At 64.6% G+C, this 16457-nt stretch carries 18 protein-coding genes; 16 read left to right on the top strand and 2 right to left on the bottom strand.

Annotated elements, in window-relative coordinates:
* The first annotated feature begins 62 nt into the window (after window positions 1–62).
* Entirely contained in the window at window positions 63–614 is a 552-nt protein-coding gene (locus N0B28_RS08550; protein WP_043862393.1) for an exonuclease domain-containing protein, read from the top strand.
* Window positions 615–684: 70 nt separating this feature from the next.
* Window positions 685–969, top strand: a complete 285-nt coding sequence (locus N0B28_RS08545) for a pyrimidine/purine nucleoside phosphorylase (protein ID WP_043862392.1) — start codon at window positions 685–687, stop codon at window positions 967–969.
* A gap of 81 nt (window positions 970–1050) precedes the next feature.
* On the opposite strand, the gene N0B28_RS08540 is transcribed toward N0B28_RS08545, so the two are convergent.
* Window positions 1051–1740: an alpha/beta family hydrolase gene (locus N0B28_RS08540; protein ID WP_275731465.1), complete on the bottom strand. Its 690-nt coding sequence runs from the start codon at window positions 1738–1740 to the stop codon at window positions 1051–1053.
* 49 nt (window positions 1741–1789) lie between these two features.
* Here N0B28_RS08540 and ccoN (N0B28_RS08535) point away from each other — a divergent pair, with 49 nt between their 5' ends.
* The 14 genes from ccoN (N0B28_RS08535) (at window position 1790) to hemN (ending at window position 15882) form a co-directional block, all read left to right on the top strand.
* Window positions 1790–3214 (top strand): cytochrome-c oxidase, cbb3-type subunit I, encoded by a 1425-nt coding sequence (gene ccoN, locus N0B28_RS08535; RefSeq protein WP_043862390.1) that lies wholly within the window; start codon window positions 1790–1792, stop codon window positions 3212–3214.
* A gap of 10 nt (window positions 3215–3224) precedes the next feature.
* The gene (gene ccoO, locus N0B28_RS08530) at window positions 3225–3833 is read left to right on the top strand and encodes a cytochrome-c oxidase, cbb3-type subunit II (RefSeq protein ID WP_043862389.1); all 609 of its coding nucleotides are present in this window, start codon (window positions 3225–3227) and stop codon (window positions 3831–3833) included.
* A 5-nt stretch (window positions 3834–3838) separates the two neighbouring features.
* Complete coding sequence (locus tag N0B28_RS08525) at window positions 3839–4036, top strand: CcoQ/FixQ family Cbb3-type cytochrome c oxidase assembly chaperone (RefSeq protein ID WP_043862388.1); 198 nt, start codon at window positions 3839–3841, stop codon at window positions 4034–4036.
* Window positions 4033–4968 carry a cytochrome-c oxidase, cbb3-type subunit III gene (gene ccoP, locus N0B28_RS08520; RefSeq protein WP_043862387.1) on the top strand — a complete coding sequence of 312 codons (936 nt, stop codon included), beginning with the start codon at window positions 4033–4035 and terminating at the stop codon, window positions 4966–4968. The genes N0B28_RS08525 and ccoP (N0B28_RS08520) overlap by 4 nt, the downstream gene beginning before the upstream one ends.
* A 489-nt stretch (window positions 4969–5457) precedes the next feature.
* A complete protein-coding gene (ccoN, locus tag N0B28_RS08515; RefSeq protein ID WP_043862386.1) occupies window positions 5458–6900 on the top strand; it encodes a cytochrome-c oxidase, cbb3-type subunit I in 1443 nt (480 codons plus the stop codon).
* Entirely contained in the window at window positions 6900–7508 is a 609-nt protein-coding gene (ccoO, locus tag N0B28_RS08510) for a cytochrome-c oxidase, cbb3-type subunit II (protein WP_043862385.1), read from the top strand. Before ccoN (N0B28_RS08515) ends, ccoO (N0B28_RS08510) begins: the two co-directional genes overlap by 1 nt.
* Window positions 7509–7513: 5 nt before the next feature.
* Window positions 7514–7711: a CcoQ/FixQ family Cbb3-type cytochrome c oxidase assembly chaperone gene (locus N0B28_RS08505; RefSeq protein ID WP_043862418.1), complete on the top strand. Its 198-nt coding sequence runs from the start codon at window positions 7514–7516 to the stop codon at window positions 7709–7711.
* The gene (gene ccoP / locus N0B28_RS08500; protein WP_043862384.1) at window positions 7708–8688 is read left to right on the top strand and encodes a cytochrome-c oxidase, cbb3-type subunit III; all 981 of its coding nucleotides are present in this window, start codon (window positions 7708–7710) and stop codon (window positions 8686–8688) included. Before N0B28_RS08505 ends, ccoP (N0B28_RS08500) begins: the two co-directional genes overlap by 4 nt.
* A 294-nt stretch (window positions 8689–8982) precedes the next feature.
* Window positions 8983–10398, top strand: a complete 1416-nt coding sequence (ccoG, locus tag N0B28_RS08495) for a cytochrome c oxidase accessory protein CcoG (RefSeq protein ID WP_058542067.1) — start codon at window positions 8983–8985, stop codon at window positions 10396–10398.
* 12 nt (window positions 10399–10410) lie between these two features.
* A complete protein-coding gene (locus tag N0B28_RS08490) occupies window positions 10411–10947 on the top strand; it encodes a FixH family protein (protein WP_043862382.1) in 537 nt (178 codons plus the stop codon).
* A gap of 112 nt (window positions 10948–11059) precedes the next feature.
* On the top strand, window positions 11060–13513 hold the full coding sequence (locus tag N0B28_RS08485) for a heavy metal translocating P-type ATPase (protein ID WP_054915578.1): 2454 nt from the start codon (window positions 11060–11062) through the stop codon (window positions 13511–13513).
* A 12-nt stretch (window positions 13514–13525) separates the two neighbouring features.
* Window positions 13526–13741 (top strand): cbb3-type cytochrome oxidase assembly protein CcoS, encoded by a 216-nt coding sequence (ccoS, locus tag N0B28_RS08480; RefSeq protein ID WP_116053294.1) that lies wholly within the window; start codon window positions 13526–13528, stop codon window positions 13739–13741.
* The gene (locus N0B28_RS08475) at window positions 13734–14417 is read left to right on the top strand and encodes a sulfite exporter TauE/SafE family protein (RefSeq protein WP_043862379.1); all 684 of its coding nucleotides are present in this window, start codon (window positions 13734–13736) and stop codon (window positions 14415–14417) included. Before ccoS ends, N0B28_RS08475 begins: the two co-directional genes overlap by 8 nt.
* A gap of 82 nt (window positions 14418–14499) precedes the next feature.
* A complete protein-coding gene (hemN, locus tag N0B28_RS08470; protein ID WP_058542025.1) occupies window positions 14500–15882 on the top strand; it encodes an oxygen-independent coproporphyrinogen III oxidase in 1383 nt (460 codons plus the stop codon).
* Between the two features lies 1 nt (window position 15883).
* Here the strand turns inward: hemN and N0B28_RS08465 are convergent, their stop codons facing one another.
* Window positions 15884–16348, bottom strand: coding sequence for a hypothetical protein (locus N0B28_RS08465; RefSeq protein ID WP_043862377.1), 465 nt, complete (start codon window positions 16346–16348; stop codon window positions 15884–15886).
* Between the last annotated feature and the right edge of the window lie 109 nt (window positions 16349–16457).

Genomic DNA, 16457 nt, shown 5'->3' with positions numbered 1-16457 from the left:
CGGGATACCGCACAGGCCACAGATTGGCTACGCTCAGGCGAGTATCTGTCAAGGAGCCTGCCATGGGCCACTGGTTGGTGATCGACCTGGAAGCTACCACCGACGAGGGTGGCTGGCCGATCGAAGACATGGAAATCATCGAGATCGGCGCCAGCCTGGTCAACCGCGAAGGCCGCGAGGTGGACCACTTCCAGCGCTTCGTCAAACCCCGGCGGCGCCCGCTGCTGACGCCCTTTTGCCGTGAGCTGACGCATATCGCCCAGGCGGACATCGACGCCGCCGCCTCCTTTGCCAAGGTGTGGGACGGGTTCGAGCACTGGCTGCAGCATCAGCAGGCGCACCTGCAGGGCTGGGTCAGCTGGGGCGACTACGATCGCCGCCAGCTGCTGCAGGAATGGCAGGTGCACCAGGTGCACAGCCTGCTGGCCGACACCTGCCACCTCAACCTCAAGCAGCGCTTCGCCAAGGCCCGCCACCTGAAACGCCCGCCCGGGCTCAAGGGCGCGCTGGCCCTGGCCGGGCTGCAGTTTGTCGGGCAGCAGCACCGCGCCCTGGAAGATGCGCGCAATACCGCACGCCTGCTGCCGCTGAGCCTGCCGGCCCAGGGCGCCTGAAAGCGGATGACGCCACCGGGAGGCTTGGGCATACTGGCCAGCCCTTTTTTGCCCCTTTCAGGAGTCGCCCATGTTTAAGGTCAACGAGTACTTTGATGGCACGGTCAAGTCGATCGCCTTCACCAGCGCCGAAGGCCCGGCCACTGTCGGCGTGATGGCCCCGGGCGAGTACGAGTTCGGTACGGCCAAGCGCGAGATCATGCACGTGGTGTCCGGCGCCCTGATCGTCAAGCTGCCGGGCAGCGACAACTGGGAAACCTTTACCGCCGGCAGCCAGTTCAATGTGCCGGCCGACAGCAAGTTCCAGTTGCAGGTGAAGGTCGATACCGCCTACCTGTGCGAATACCGCGACTGATTCAAAGGCTTCGCCGGCAAGGCCGGCTCCTGCAGGGGACTGCGGTCGTTGCAGGAGCCGGCCTTGCCGGCGAAGCGGCCATCAGCGTAAAAACGCCACGATGCTGTCCGCCGCCGCCCCCAGGTGGTGCGCATGGCTGAACCCCGAGGCCTTCAGCGGCTTCAAGTCATGATCCCCTGCCACCAGCCAGCACAGCTCGATGGCTGACGACAGTGCATACCCCTCCACCGTCTCGCGATTGCCCAGCGCATCACGCTCGCCCTGCACGATCAGGGTTGGCGTCTTCAGTTCGGCCAGGTGCGCCACCCGCGGCTTCTCGGGCTTGCCTGCGGCATAGAACGGATACCCCAGGCACACCAGCGCATCCACCCCCAGTTCGTCCGCCACCAGGCTGGCCATGCGCCCGCCCATGGACTTGCCGCCGATCACCAGCGGCCCAGCGACCAATGGTCGCACCTGGGCCACCACTTCGCGCCAGCAGTCGAGCAGGCGGGCCTGGGGGTTTGGTGGCCTTCTGCCACCATCGAGCCGGCGCTGGGCCATATAGGGAAACTCGAAGCGCAGTACCGCCAGCCCTTGCGCGGCAAGCCTCTGCGCCATGTCGGTCATGAACGCGCTGTCCATGGCTGCGCCCGCGCCGTGGGCCAGGATCAGGCACCCCAGGGGCGACGCATCTGCCTGATTTTGCGGGGCATCGTACAACCAGCCGCGTTGTTCGACCCACTGCGCCCATTGATCCCCGTCAATACCGGCCACTTGCCCATTACTCATGCTTGCCTCGCTGTTTAGCCTGCCTATAACCGTGGATGGGAACCCATACATGAACACAACCAGCAGTACCGCCTACAACTACCAGGTGGTCCGCCAATTCGCCATTATGACGGTGGTGTGGGGAATCGTCGGGATGGGGCTCGGCGTTTTCCTCGCCGCGCAGCTCGTCTGGCCTTCACTCAACTTCGACCTCCCGTGGACCAGCTTCGGGCGCCTGCGCCCCTTGCACACCAACGCGGTGATCTTCGCCTTCGGGGGCTGCGCACTGTTCGCCGCCTCCTACTACTCGGTACAGCGTACCTGCCAGACCGTGCTGTTCTCGCCACGCCTTGCCGCCTTTACCTTCTGGGGCTGGCAACTGGTGATCGTGCTCGCGGCCGTCAGCCTGCCGCTGGGTTATACCAGCTCCAAGGAATACGCCGAACTGGAATGGCCGATCGACATCCTGATCACCATCGTCTGGGTGGCCTACGCCGTGGTGTTCTTCGGCACCCTGATGAAGCGCACCACCAAGCACATCTACGTGGGCAACTGGTTCTTCGGTGCGTTCATCATCACCGTGGCGATCCTGCATATCGTCAACAACCTGGAAATCCCGGTCAGCCTGACCAAGTCGTACTCGCTGTACGGCGGCGCCACCGACGCGATGGTGCAATGGTGGTACGGCCACAACGCCGTAGGCTTCTTCCTGACCGCAGGCTTCCTGGGCATGATGTACTACTTCGTGCCCAAGCAGGCCGAGCGCCCGGTGTACTCGTATCGCCTGTCGATCGTGCACTTCTGGGCCCTGATCACCCTGTACATCTGGGCCGGCCCCCACCACCTGCACTACACCGCCCTGCCCGACTGGGCGCAGTCGCTGGGCATGGTGATGTCGCTGATCCTGCTGGCGCCCAGCTGGGGCGGCATGATCAACGGCATGATGACCCTCTCGGGCGCCTGGCATAAGCTGCGCAGCGACCCGATCCTGCGCTTTCTGGTGGTGTCGCTGGCGTTCTACGGCATGTCGACCTTCGAAGGCCCGATGATGGCGATCAAGACCGTCAACGCCCTGTCGCACTACACCGACTGGACCATCGGCCACGTACACGCCGGCGCCCTTGGCTGGGTAGCGATGATCTCGATCGGCGCGCTGTACCACATGATCCCGAAAGTGTTCGGCCGCGAGCAGATGTACAGCCTGGGCCTGATCAACGCGCACTTCTGGCTGGCGACCATCGGCACCGTGCTGTACATCGCCTCGATGTGGGTCAACGGCATCGCCCAGGGCCTGATGTGGCGTGCAGTCAACGCCGACGGCACCTTGACCTACTCCTTCGTCGAAACCCTGGTGGCCAGCCACCCTGGCTTCATCGTGCGGTTCGTGGGCGGTGCGATCTTCCTCACCGGCATGTTCCTGATGGCCTGGAACACCTGGCGCACCGTGCGTGCCCCAGCGGGCGAGACCGCCAACGCCACTGCGCAGCTGGCCTGAGGAGAACCTGATGAAACACGAAGTAATCGAGAAGAACGTCTTCCTGTTGGTGCTGTTGATGGTGTTTGCCGTCAGCATCGGCGGCCTGACCCAGATCGTCCCGCTGTTCTTCCAGGACGTCACCAACAAGCCGGTCGAAGGCATGAAGCCCTACACCGCGCTGCAGCTGGAAGGCCGCGACATCTACATCCGTGAAGGCTGCGTACAGTGCCACTCGCAGATGATCCGCCCGTTCCGCGCCGAAACCGAACGCTACGGCCACTACTCGGTAGCCGGTGAAAGCGTGTGGGACCACCCGTTCCTGTGGGGCTCCAAGCGTACCGGGCCTGACCTGGCCCGCGTAGGCGGCCGCTACTCCGACGACTGGCACCGTGCGCACCTGTACAACCCGCGCAACGTGGTACCCGAGTCGAAGATGCCGGCCTATCCGTGGCTGGTGGCCAACCCGGTCGACAGCAGCCATACCGAGACCAAGCTGCGCGTGATGCGCACCCTGGGCGTGCCCTACAGCGACGACGATATCACCGGCGCCGTGGCCTCGCTCAAGGGCAAGTCCGAGATGGACGCGCTGGTCGCCTACCTGCAGGTGCTCGGCACCGCGATCAAGAACAAGAGGTAAGCGCCATGGACTTCACACTGGATATCGGCCAGTTACGCGGCCTGGGCACCCTGCTGGTAGCCATCGCCTTCATCGGCCTGGCGCTGTGGGTGTTCAGCGGCCGGCGTGACCGCGAGTTCGCCGAAGCGAGCCTGCTGCCGTTCGCCGACGATCGCCTTGTACCTGCCGCCAAAGAATCCGAATCGAGGAGTAACGGGCAATGACCACCTTCTGGAGTACGTACATCTGCGTACTGACCATCGGTAGCCTGATCGGCCTGACCTGGCTGCTGCTCAGCACCCGCAAGGGCCAGAGCAAGGGCACCACCGACCAGACCATGGGCCACAGCTTCGACGGCATCGAGGAGTACGACAACCCGCTGCCCAAGTGGTGGTTCTGGCTGTTCGTCGGCACCCTGGTGTTCTCGGTGGGCTACCTGATCCTGTACCCGGGCCTGGGCAACTGGAAAGGCATCCTGCCCGGCTACGAGAACGGCTGGACCGGCGCCAACGAGTGGCAAAAGGAAATGGACCGCGCCGACGCCAAGTTCGGGCCGATCTTCGCCAAGTTCGCCGCCATGCCGGTGGAAGAAGTGGCCAAGGACCCGCAGGCGCTGAAAATGGGCGGTCGCCTGTTCGCCTCCAACTGCTCGGTGTGCCACGGCTCGGACGCCAAGGGTGCCTACGGCTTCCCCAACCTCACCGACAATGACTGGCGCTGGGGCGGTGACCCGGAAACCATCAAGGCTTCGATCATGGGCGGTCGTCACGGCGTGATGCCGGCCTGGGCCGAAGTGATCGGCGAGCAGGGCGTGGCCGATGTGGCCGGGTTCGTGCTGACCAACCTCGATGGCCGCAGCCTGCCCAAGGACGCCAAGGCCGATGTGGAAAACGGCAAGCAGCTGTTCGCCACCAACTGCGTGGCCTGCCACGGACCGGAAGGCAAAGGCACCCCGGCGATGGGCGCACCTGACCTGACCCACCCGCAGGCATTCATCTACGGTTCGAGCTATGCCCAGTTGCAGCAGACCATCCGTTACGGCCGTCAGGGCCAGATGCCGGCGCAGCAGGACATTCAGGGCAACGACAAGGTCCACCTGCTGGCGGCCTATGTCTACAGCCTGTCGCAACCGGCAGAGAACGTAACTGCCAAGTGAAACGATGATGTAACTGAGCCTTGACTCAAACCGCCGCATCGACAACGGTGCGGCGGTTCCCACCGCCCCTTGCGACCAAGTGTCGCACCCCGCCGCACACCCGCCTTGCACCCCCCCTGATCGAGACTAAGCTTGTTGCCACAGTGGCTTGAAGTCTTGCACCTGAATGCACCTTTTTGGCGCACTTTCTGTTCGCGAGCCACCACCAAAGGCTGATGGATCCCGGCCCAAGTGCGAATTGCCTGCCCTGACCACGCAGGACGATAGTGCCAAGGCAGCTTAATGCGTGCACAACGAAAGCGGAATAATGGTGCACATTATCGCCTTGCGATTGTGTACACTTCCCACCGCCAATCGGCTGGAAACGCCGTAAAATCGGCCTTCGCAAGGTGCGGCGCGATTTCCATCGCGTTGCAATAACCACACGGTTTATACATACTTGCGCCGATTTTTTAACCAACAAAAACACCCAAACCGTGGAACCTTAGAATGAGCACAGCAATCAGTCCGACTGCTTATAACTATAAGGTCGTCCGCCAGTTCGCCATCATGACGGTGGTCTGGGGGATCCTTGGCATGGGCCTCGGTGTCTTCATCGCCTCGCAACTGGTCTGGCCTCAGCTGAACCTGGACCTGCCGTGGACGAGCTTTGGACGCCTGCGCCCCCTGCACACCAACCTGGTGATCTTCGCCTTCGGTGGGTGCGCACTGTTTGCCACTTCCTACTATGTCGTGCAGCGAACCTGCCAGACGCGACTGATTTCCGACAGCCTCGCGGCCTTCACCTTCTGGGGCTGGCAAGCGGTGATCGTCGGCGCGCTGGTCACCCTGCCGCTGGGCTACACCACGACCAAGGAATACGCAGAACTGGAATGGCCTATCGCCATTTTGCTGGCCATCGTGTGGGTTACCTACGGTGCGGTGTTCTTCGGCACCATCGTCAAGCGCAAGACCAAGCACATCTATGTGGGCAACTGGTTCTACGGTGCCTTCATCGTGGTGACCGCGATGCTGCACATCGTCAACCACGCCTCGCTGCCGGTCAGCCTGTTCAAGTCGTACTCGGCCTACTCGGGCGCGACCGACGCGATGATCCAGTGGTGGTACGGCCACAACGCCGTAGGCTTCTTCCTGACCACCGGCTTCCTGGGCATGATGTACTACTTCGTACCCAAGCAGGCCGAACGCCCGATCTACTCGTATCGCCTGTCGATCGTGCACTTCTGGGCGCTGATCACCCTGTACATCTGGGCCGGCCCCCACCACCTGCACTACACCGCACTGCCCGACTGGGCGCAGTCGCTGGGCATGGCGATGTCGATCATCCTGCTGGCCCCGAGCTGGGGCGGCATGATCAACGGCATGATGACCCTGTCGGGCGCCTGGCATAAGCTGCGCACCGACCCGATCCTGCGCTTTCTGGTGGTATCGCTGGCGTTCTACGGCATGTCGACCTTCGAAGGCCCGATGATGGCGATCAAGACCGTCAACTCGCTGTCGCACTACACCGACTGGACCATCGGCCACGTACACGCCGGCGCTCTGGGCTGGGTAGCGATGATCTCGATCGGCGCGCTGTACCACATGATTCCGAAAATCTATGGCCGCGTGCAGATGCACAGCGTGGGCCTGATCAACGCGCACTTCTGGCTGGCGACCATCGGCACCGTGCTGTACATCGCCTCGATGTGGGTCAACGGCATCACCCAGGGCCTGATGTGGCGCGCCATCAACGACGACGGCACCCTCACCTACTCCTTCGTCGAAGCGCTGCAGGCCAGCCACCCGGGCTTTATCGTGCGTGCACTGGGCGGTGCGTTCTTCGCCTCCGGCATGCTGCTGATGGCCTACAACGTTTGGCGCACCGTCCGCGCCTCGCAGCCGGCCGAAGCTGAAGCCGCCGCTCAGATCGCTGTCGTTGGAGCTCACTGATGAAGCACGAAGTAGTCGAGAAGAATATCGGCCTGCTGGCCTTCTTCATGGTCATCGCCGTGAGCATCGGCGGCCTGACCCAGATCGTCCCGCTGTTCTTCCAGGACGTCACCAACAAGCCGGTCGAGGGCATGAAGCCCCGCGTCGCGCTGGAGCTGGAAGGCCGCGACATCTATATCCGTGAAGGCTGCGTGCAGTGTCACTCGCAGATGATCCGTCCGTTCCGCGCCGAAACCGAGCGTTACGGCCACTACTCGGTAGCCGGTGAAAGCGTATGGGACCACCCGTTCCTGTGGGGTTCCAAGCGTACCGGGCCTGACCTGGCCCGCGTCGGCGGCCGCTACTCCGACGACTGGCACCGCGCGCACCTGTACAACCCGCGCAACGTGGTGCCGGAGTCGAAGATGCCGGCCTACCCGTGGCTGGTGGAGAACACCCTCGACGGCAAGCTCACCGCCAGGAAAATGGAAGTGTTGCGCACCCTCGGCACGCCCTACACCGACGAGGACATTGCCGGTGCCCGCGACGCGGTCAAGGGCAAGACTGAAATGGACGCTCTGGTTGCCTACCTGCAAGGGCTGGGCACCATCATCAAAAGCAAACGGTGACCTTGATGGATATCGGGATGATTCGTGGCCTGGGCACCGTCGTGGTGATGGTGGCCTTCATCGGCCTGGCGTTGTGGGTATTCAGTTCTCGGCGCAAGTCCGAGTTCGACGAAGCGACCATGCTGCCCTTCGCGGATGATCCCGAAGCCAGCAAGCACGTCGAGCAAGCGCAAGCGAGCGCTTCTAGGAGTAACAAAGAATGACTACCTTCTGGAGTCTGTACGTCACCGTTCTGAGTCTGGGTACCATCTTTGCCCTGACCTGGCTGCTGCTGTCCACCCGCAAGGGCCAGCGCAGCGAAACCACCGAAGAAACCGTGGGCCACGCCTACGACGGCATCGAGGAATACGACAACCCGCTGCCCAAGTGGTGGTTCATGCTGTTCGTGGGCACCATCGTGTTCGCCCTGGGCTACCTGGTGCTGTACCCGGGCCTGGGCAACTGGAAAGGCCTGCTGCCGGGCTACCAGTACCTGGACAACGAAAACAAGGTGGCCTTTGCCAACGGCGAGTCGGGCTGGACCGGCGTGCACGAGTGGGAAAAGGAAATGGCGCGTTCGGATGCCAAGTTCGGGCCGATCTTCGCCAAATTTGCAGCGATGCCAATTGAAGAAGTGGCCAAGGATCCGCAAGCCCTGAAGATGGGTGGCCGCCTGTTCGCCTCCAACTGCTCGGTATGCCACGGCTCCGACGCCAAGGGCTCCTACGGCTTCCCCAACCTGACCGACGACGACTGGCGCTGGGGCGGCGAGCCCGAGACCATCAAGGCCACCATCATGGGCGGTCGTCACGGCGTGATGCCTGCCTGGGCCGAAGTGATCGGCGAGCAGGGCGTGGCCGATGTGGCCGGGTTCGTGCTGACCAACCTCGATGGCCGCACCCTGCCCAAGGACGCCAAGGCCGACGTGGAAAACGGCAAGAAGCTGTTCGCCGCCAACTGCGTGGCCTGCCACGGACCGGAAGGCAAAGGCACCCCGGCGATGGGCGCGCCCAACCTGACCCATCCGCAGGCGTTCATCTACGGCTCGAGCTACGCCCAGCTGCAGCAGACCATCCGTTACGGCCGCCAGGGCCAGATGCCGGCGCAGCAGGACATTCAGGGCAACGACAAGGTCCACCTGCTGGCGGCCTATGTCTACAGCCTGTCGCACCAGCCAGAGAAAACCGCCGAAGCGCAGTGAACATGCCCCGGCTGTGAAAAGGCCCCGCCAGTGTTGCTGGCGGGGCCTTTTTATTGGCGCAGGCCCCTTGTGCCGGCAAGCCGGCCAAGGGGGCCGGATCTGCCACCCACGTGACTCAGGTCAATTGACAAGCTCCACTACACTATCGCCCGCCACTAACCAACGCGACCAAAGGTCGCACTGCACCCTGTACCGCAATGACAGGCGTATCATGCGCCCTAGAGCAGCAACAACTTCTGACTGCGGTCGGCATGTACTGGCCGCGGCACTTTTCCACTGCCGTGGGACTCAATGATGAGCAAACAGATTCCAGTACATGACGTCACCCCACCTGCCAAGAAAGATGCCGGCGGCGTCGACCTCTATGCCGCACGGGAAAAGATCTACACCCGCGCCTTCACCGGCCTGTTCCGCAACCTGCGCATGGCCGGCGGGGCCCTCCTGTTTCTGCTGTACTTCGGTACCGTCTGGCTGAACTGGGGCGGGCACCAGGCCGTGTGGTGGAACCTGCCCGAGCGCAAGTTCTACATCTTCGGCACCACCATCTGGCCCCAGGACTTCATCCTGCTCTCGGGCATCCTGATCGTCGCGGCCTTCGGCCTGTTCTTCATCACCGTGTTCGCCGGGCGCGTGTGGTGCGGCTATACCTGCCCGCAAAGCGTGTGGACATGGATCTTCATGTGGTGCGAGAAGGTCACCGAAGGCGACCGCAACCAGCGCATCAAGCTCGACAAGGCGCCCATGAGTGCCAACAAGCTGGTGCGCAAGCTGGCCAAGCACAGCCTGTGGCTGAGCATCGGCTTCGTCACCGGCATGACCTTCGTCGGCTACTTCAGCCCCATTCGCGAACTGAGCATCGAATTCTTCACCGGCCAGGCCGACGGCTGGGCCTACTTCTGGGTCGGCTTCTTCACCCTGGCCACTTACGGCAACGCCGGCTGGCTGCGTGAGCAGGTGTGCATCTACATGTGCCCGTATGCGCGCTTCCAGAGCGTGATGTTCGACAAGGACACGCTGATCGTGTCGTACGACCCGCGTCGCGGCGAAACCCGCGGCCCGCGCAAGAAGGACATGGACTACAAGGCCAAGGGCCTGGGCGACTGCATCGACTGCACCATGTGCGTGCAGGTGTGCCCGACCGGCATCGACATCCGCGACGGCCTGCAGATCGAGTGCATCGGCTGCGCCGCCTGCATCGATGCCTGCGACACCATCATGGACAAGATGGAGTACCCGCGCGGGCTGATCAGCTACACCACCGAGCACAACCTGTCGGGGCAGAAGACGCACATGCTGCGCCCACGCCTGATCGGCTACTTCGTGGTGCTGCTGGTGATGATCGGCCTGCTGGCCACCGCCTTCCTCATGCGCCCGCTGGTGGGCTTCGACGTGAGCAAGGACCGCGTGCTGTACCGCGAGAACGCCCAGGGCCGCATCGAGAACGTGTACAGCCTCAAGGTGATGAACAAGGACCAGCGCGACCACGTGTACGTGCTCGATGCCTCCGGCCTGCCGGACCTCAAGCTCGAAGGCGCGCGGGAGATCCGCGTGGCGGCCGGCGATATCGTCAGCCTGCCGGTACAACTGTCGATGGCACCGGAAGATCTGCCTTCGACTGCCAACGAAGTCACCTTCACCCTCAAGGACGCCGACGACAACGGCACCCAGGTCGAAGCCAAGAGCCGTTTCATCGGCCCCAACATTCGCTAAGAGAGTAGAGACATGCCTGCAAACGCCTCCAGCCCCTGGCACCACCACCTCTGGCCGTGGATCATCATCGGCGTGCTGGCCACGTCGGTGACCTTGAGCCTGACCATGGTGACCATCGCGGTGAACAACCCGGACAACCTGGTCAACGACAACTACTACGAGGCTGGCAAGGGCATCAACCGCTCGCTGGACCGCGAGCTGCTGGGGCAGAGCCTGAAGCTCAAGGCCAGCGTGCACCTGGACGAGCTGACCGGCGAAGTGGACCTGCGCCTGAGCGGTGACAGCCAGCCGCAGACTCTGGAGCTGAACCTGATCTCGCCGACCCAGCCGGAGAAGGACCGCAAGATCATGCTGACCCGCAGCGAAAGCGAGCCCGGGCGTTACCTGGGGCAGTTGAGCGACAAGGTCGAGGGCCGGCGTTTCGTCGAGCTGCTGGGTACCGAAAAGGGCCAGGTATGGCGCCTGTTCGAAGAAGAGCAAGTGGCGCACGACACCACGCTGATGCTGGGTGACGAGGCGCTGCAAGGGGCTGAACACCTCGAGAAATGAGTCGACTGCAATCGCGGGTCAAGCCCGCTCCCACAGGTTTTCGGTGCTCAGACACCCTGTGGGAGCGGGCTTGACCCGCGACAAGGTCACCACCCATCTGCGATAGATAACAATGACCAGCCCCACGCCTTGCTACCACTGCGCCCTGCCCGTCCCGGCCGGCAGCCACTTCACCGCCGTGGTACTCGGCGAACCCCGTGCATTCTGCTGCCCTGGTTGCCAGGCCGTGGCCGAAGCCATTGTCGCCGGCAACCTGGAAAGCTACTACCAGCACCGCAGCGAAGCCAGCGCCAACCCCGACGCGCTGCCCGTGCAACTGGTCGACGAACTGGCCCTGTACGATCGCAGCGACGTGCAGAAGCCTTTTGTGCGCCACACCGGCGAACTCGCTGAAACCACCCTGATGATCGAAGGCATCAGTTGCGCCGCCTGCGGCTGGCTGATCGAAAAGCACCTGCGCAACCTGCCGGCGGTGGCCGAGGCGCGACTGAACCTGTCCAACCATCGCCTGCAGGTGCAATGGGCCGACAGCCAGCTGCCGCTCTCGCAACTGTTGGGTGAACTGCGCCATATCGGCTACGCCGCCCACCCCTACCAGGCCGACCGCGCCGCCGAGCAGCTGGCCAGCGAGAACCGCACCGCCCTGCGCCAGCTCGGCGTGGCCGGCCTGCTGTGGTTCCAGGCCATGATGGCAACCATGGCCACCTGGCCCGAGTTCAACATCGACCTGAGCCCGGAGCTGCACACCATCCTGCGCTGGGTGGCACTGTTTCTCACCACGCCCATCGTGTTCTACAGCTGCGCGCCGTTCTTCAAGGGCGCCGCCCGCGACCTGCGCACCCGCCACCTGACCATGGACGTCTCGGTGTCGCTGGCCATCGGCCTGGCCTACTTCGCCGGCATCTGGACCGCCATCACCGGCAGCGGCGAGCTGTATTTCGATGCGGTGGGCATGTTCGCGCTGTTCCTGCTGGCCGGGCGCTACCTGGAACGCCGTGCCCGCGAGCGCACCGCCGCAGCCACCGCGCAACTGGTCAACCTGCTGCCGGCCTCGTGCCTGCGCCTGGATGCCGACGGCAACAGCCAGCGCATCCTGCTGCGCGAGCTGCAGACCGGTGACCGGGTCCTGGTACACCCGGGCGCGGTGCTGCCCGCCGACGGGCGCATCATCGACGGCCAGTCGAGCGTCGACGAATCGCTGCTGACCGGCGAGTACCTGCCGCAACCGCGCCAGCGCGGCGATGCGGTGACGGCCGGCACGCTGAACATCGAGAGCGTACTGACCGTGCAGGTGCAGGCCCTGGGCCAGGACACCCGACTGTCGGCCATCGTGCGCCTGCTCGAACGCGCCCAGTCGGAAAAACCTCGCCTGGCCGAGATCGCCGACCGTGCCTCGCAGTGGTTCCTGCTGTTCTCGCTGGTGGCCGCCGCGGCCATCGGCCTGCTGTGGTGGGAACTGGACCCCTCGCGGGCGTTCTGGATCGTGCTGGCCATGCTGGTCGCCACCTGCCCCTGCGCACTCTCGCTGGCCACCCCCACCGCGCTCACCGCGGCCACCGGCACGCTGCACAAGCTCGGCCTGCTGCTCACCCGCGGCCATGTGCTGGAGGGCCTGAACCAGATCGACACGGTGATTTTCGACAAGACCGGCACCCTCACCGAGGGGCGCCTGACATTGCGCGCCATCCGCCCGCTGGGGACGCTGGACGCCGACCAGTGCCTGACCCTCGCCGCCGCCCTCGAAAGCCGCTCCGAGCACCCGATCGCCCGCGCCTTCGGGCGCACCATCACGGTCGCCGACGACGTGCAGAGCACGCCGGGGCTGGGTCTTGAGGGGCAGGTGGAGAACCGCCGCCTGCGCATCGGCCAGGCCGACTTCGTGTGCGCCCTGAGCCACAGCGCAGTGCCGGCGATGCCCGACGAACCCGGGCAGTGGCTGCTGCTGGGCGACAGCCACGGGCCGCTGGCCTGGTTCGTGCTCGACGACCGCCTGCGCCACGACGCCGCCGACCTGCTGGCAGCCTGCCGTGCCCGCGGCTGGCAGACCCTGCTGCTGTCGGGCGACAGCTCGCCGATGGTGGCCAGCGTCGCCGCCGAGCTGCGCATCGACCAGGCCGTCGGCGGCCTGCGCCCGGACGACAAGCTGCAACGGCTCAAGGCCCTGCAGGCCAAGGGACACAAGGTGCTGATGCTGGGTGACGGGGTCAACGACGTGCCGGTGCTGGCCGCGGCCGACATCAGCATTGCCATGGGCTCGGCCACCGACCTGGCCAAGACCAGCGCCGATGCGGTGCTGTTGTCCAACCGCCTGGAGGCGCTGGTGCAGGCTTTCGGCCTGGCGCGCCGCACGCGCCGGATAATCATCGAGAACCTGCTGTGGGCTGGCCTGTACAATGGCCTCATGCTGCCGTTCGCCGCACTGGGCTGGATCACTCCGATCTGGGCGGCGGTCGGCATGTCGGTCAGTTCGCTGATCGTGGTGCTCAACGCCCTGCGCCTTACGCGCATCCGCGAGCTGCCTGCCACCGCCCCTATCGTCGACGCCGCACACCCCGCGACGGCCTGACCCGGAGACCCCATGCCCGCGCTCTACGTCATGATTCCCGCCGCGCTGCTGATCGTCGCGATCGCCGTGTACATCTTCTTCTGGGCCGTGGACAGCGGCCAGTACGACGACCTCGAAGGCCCGGCCCACAGCATCCTGTTCGACGACCAGGACCCCAAGCACCAGGCCGCCCTGGACCAGGCCGAGCCGCGCAAGCCCGACGACAGCGGCGCCCCGCCCCGTGCTTGACCTGTTGCCGCTGCTGAGTTCGGCGCTGATCCTCGGCCTGCTGGGGGGCGGCCACTGCCTGGGCATGTGCGGCGGCCTGATGGGCGCACTCACCCTGGCCATCCCCAAGGCGCAGCGCAGCCGGCGCTTTCAGCTGCTGCTGGCGTACAACCTTGGGCGCATCCTCAGCTATGCCGCTGCCGGCCTGCTGCTGGGCCTGGCCGGCTGGGCGGTGGCCGGCGGCCCGCTGGCCACCGGCATGCGCGTGCTCGCGGCGCTGCTGCTGATCAGCATGGGCCTGTACCTGGCCGGCTGGTGGAGCGGCCTGACCCGCATCGAAAGCCTGGGGCGCGGCCTGTGGCGGCACATACAGCCGGTGGCCAATCGCCTGCTGCCGGTGTCGAGCCTGCCGCGCGCGCTGCTGCTGGGCGCGCTGTGGGGCTGGTTGCCGTGCGGGCTGGTCTACAGCACCCTGCTGTGGGCCGCCAGCCAGGGCAACGCCACCCACAGCGCCCTGCTGATGCTGGCCTTCGGCCTGGGCACCTGGCCGGTGCTGCTGGCCACGGGGCTGGCTGCCGAGCGCACCAGCGCCCTGCTGCGCAAGCGCGGGGTTCGCGTGACGGGGGGCCTGCTGGTGATCCTGTTCGGCCTGTGGACCCTGCCGGGGCCGCACCAGCACTGGCTCATGGGGCACTGAACACCCGTTGATACAAATCAACACGCCCTGACACAACGCTCCCTAGACTCCGGACACTGCCGCCATTCCAGGGACTGCCACCATGCTCGACGCCCTCCACTGGGACCCCGACCTTATTCGCCGTTACGATCTGGCGGGCCCGCGCTACACCTCCTACCCGACCGCCGTGCAACTGCACAGCCAGGTCGGCTCGTTCGACCTGTTGCACGCCCTGCGTGATAGCCGCCGCGCCGCGCGCCCGCTGTCGCTGTACGTGCACGTGCCGTTCTGCGCCAACATCTGCTACTACTGCGCCTGCAACAAGGTGATCACCAAGGACCGCGGTCGCGCCCAGCCCTACCTGCAGCGCCTGGAGCAGGAAATCCAGCTGATCGCCTGCCACCTGGACCCGCGCCAGACCGTGGAGCAACTGCACCTGGGCGGCGGTACACCGACTTTTCTCAGCCACGCCGAACTGCGCCAGCTGATGACGCACCTGCGTCAGCACTTCAACCTGCTGGATGATGATTCGGGCGACTACGGCATCGAGATCGACCCGCGCGAGGCCGACTGGTCGACCATGGGGCTGCTGCGCGAACTGGGCTTCAACCGTGTCAGCCTGGGCGTGCAAGACCTCGACCCGGTGGTGCAACGGGCCATCAACCGCCCGCAAAGCCTGGAGCAGACCCGCGCGATCATCGAGGCGGCGCGCACCCTGCAGTTTCGCTCGATCAACCTCGACCTGATCTACGGCCTGCCCAAGCAGAGTACCGAAGGCTTTGCACGCACCGTCGAGGAAGTGATCAAGCTGCAGCCCGACCGCCTCTCGGTGTTCAACTATGCGCACCTGCCCGAGCGTTTCATGCCCCAGCGGCGCATCGACAGCAGCGACCTGCCGGCGCCTGCGCTGAAACTGGAAATGCTGCACAACACCATCGAGCAGCTGACCGAGGCAGGCTATCGCTACATCGGCATGGACCATTTCGCCCTGCCCGACGACGAACTGGCCATTGCCCAGGAAGAGTCGACCCTGCAGCGCAACTTCCAGGGCTACACCACCCACGGCCACTGCGACCTGATCGGCCTCGGCGTGTCGGCCATCAGCCAGATCGGCGACCTGTACTGCCAGAACAGCAGTGATCTGAACGAATACCAGAACACCCTCGGCGCCTCGCAGTTGCCCACCAGTCGCGGCCTGATCTGCAACGAGGACGACCGCATCCGCCGCGCGGTGATCCAGCAGCTGATCTGCCATTTCGAACTGGAGTTCGAGACCATCGAGCGCGCCTTCACCCTCGATTTTCGCGGTTACTTCAACGCGCAGTGGCCTGCCCTGCTGGGCATGGCCAAGGACGGCCTGATCAGCCTGGATGCCAACGGGATCAAGGTGTTGCCGGCGGGGCGCCTGCTGGTACGCTCGGTATGCATGGTGTTCGATGCCTACCTGGACCTGCACAACCGCCAGCGGTTTTCGCGGGTGATTTGAATCAGCCCATCAACTCGAACACCTTCGCGACCTGATCAAGGCTCAGGTTCTCCTGCTTCATTGCCTTGTTCAGGTTGGCGGTGGCGGTGGTGATTGCCCCCGTCAGCGTGGCGATCTCACCCTGCAGCGATGAGACCTTTTGCCGCATCTGCTCGGGGGTCAGGGAGTTGTCTCGCATGACGGCCTGCATCTGCTGCATCTTTTCAGCCAGTTGCTGCTGCAGCTTGCGGATGGTCTTGAGGGTCTGCTGGATGGTCTGGGGCAGACCGCTTTCCTCGATGTCCTTGTTGCCGCCGCTGCTTTTGGACGCCTGCAGGCCCGCCAGGGACAGGTTGACCCTGACCCCCTCCTTGGCAGGAGCCTCGGCCGGTTGGGCGCTCTGGGCACCGTCGACATTGGTCTTGGCGACAGGGGGTTTGAGTTGGGTTGCAGCGCTATTCAGAGGATTTGAATCGATAGAGAGCATGGACAGTCTTTCCTGTTAAGGACACTATTCCAGGTCATCGGCCAAACATCGCCGATCTTGAGCCCAGCACGCACCAAAAGCGCGCACGCTGGCCTGAACCCGGCCGTCT

This window comes from Pseudomonas sp. SD17-1, from assembly GCF_029201585.1.
GTDB lineage: Bacteria > Pseudomonadota > Gammaproteobacteria > Pseudomonadales > Pseudomonadaceae > Aquipseudomonas > Aquipseudomonas palmensis.
This window is presented reverse-complemented; position numbering and strand designations above follow the sequence as displayed.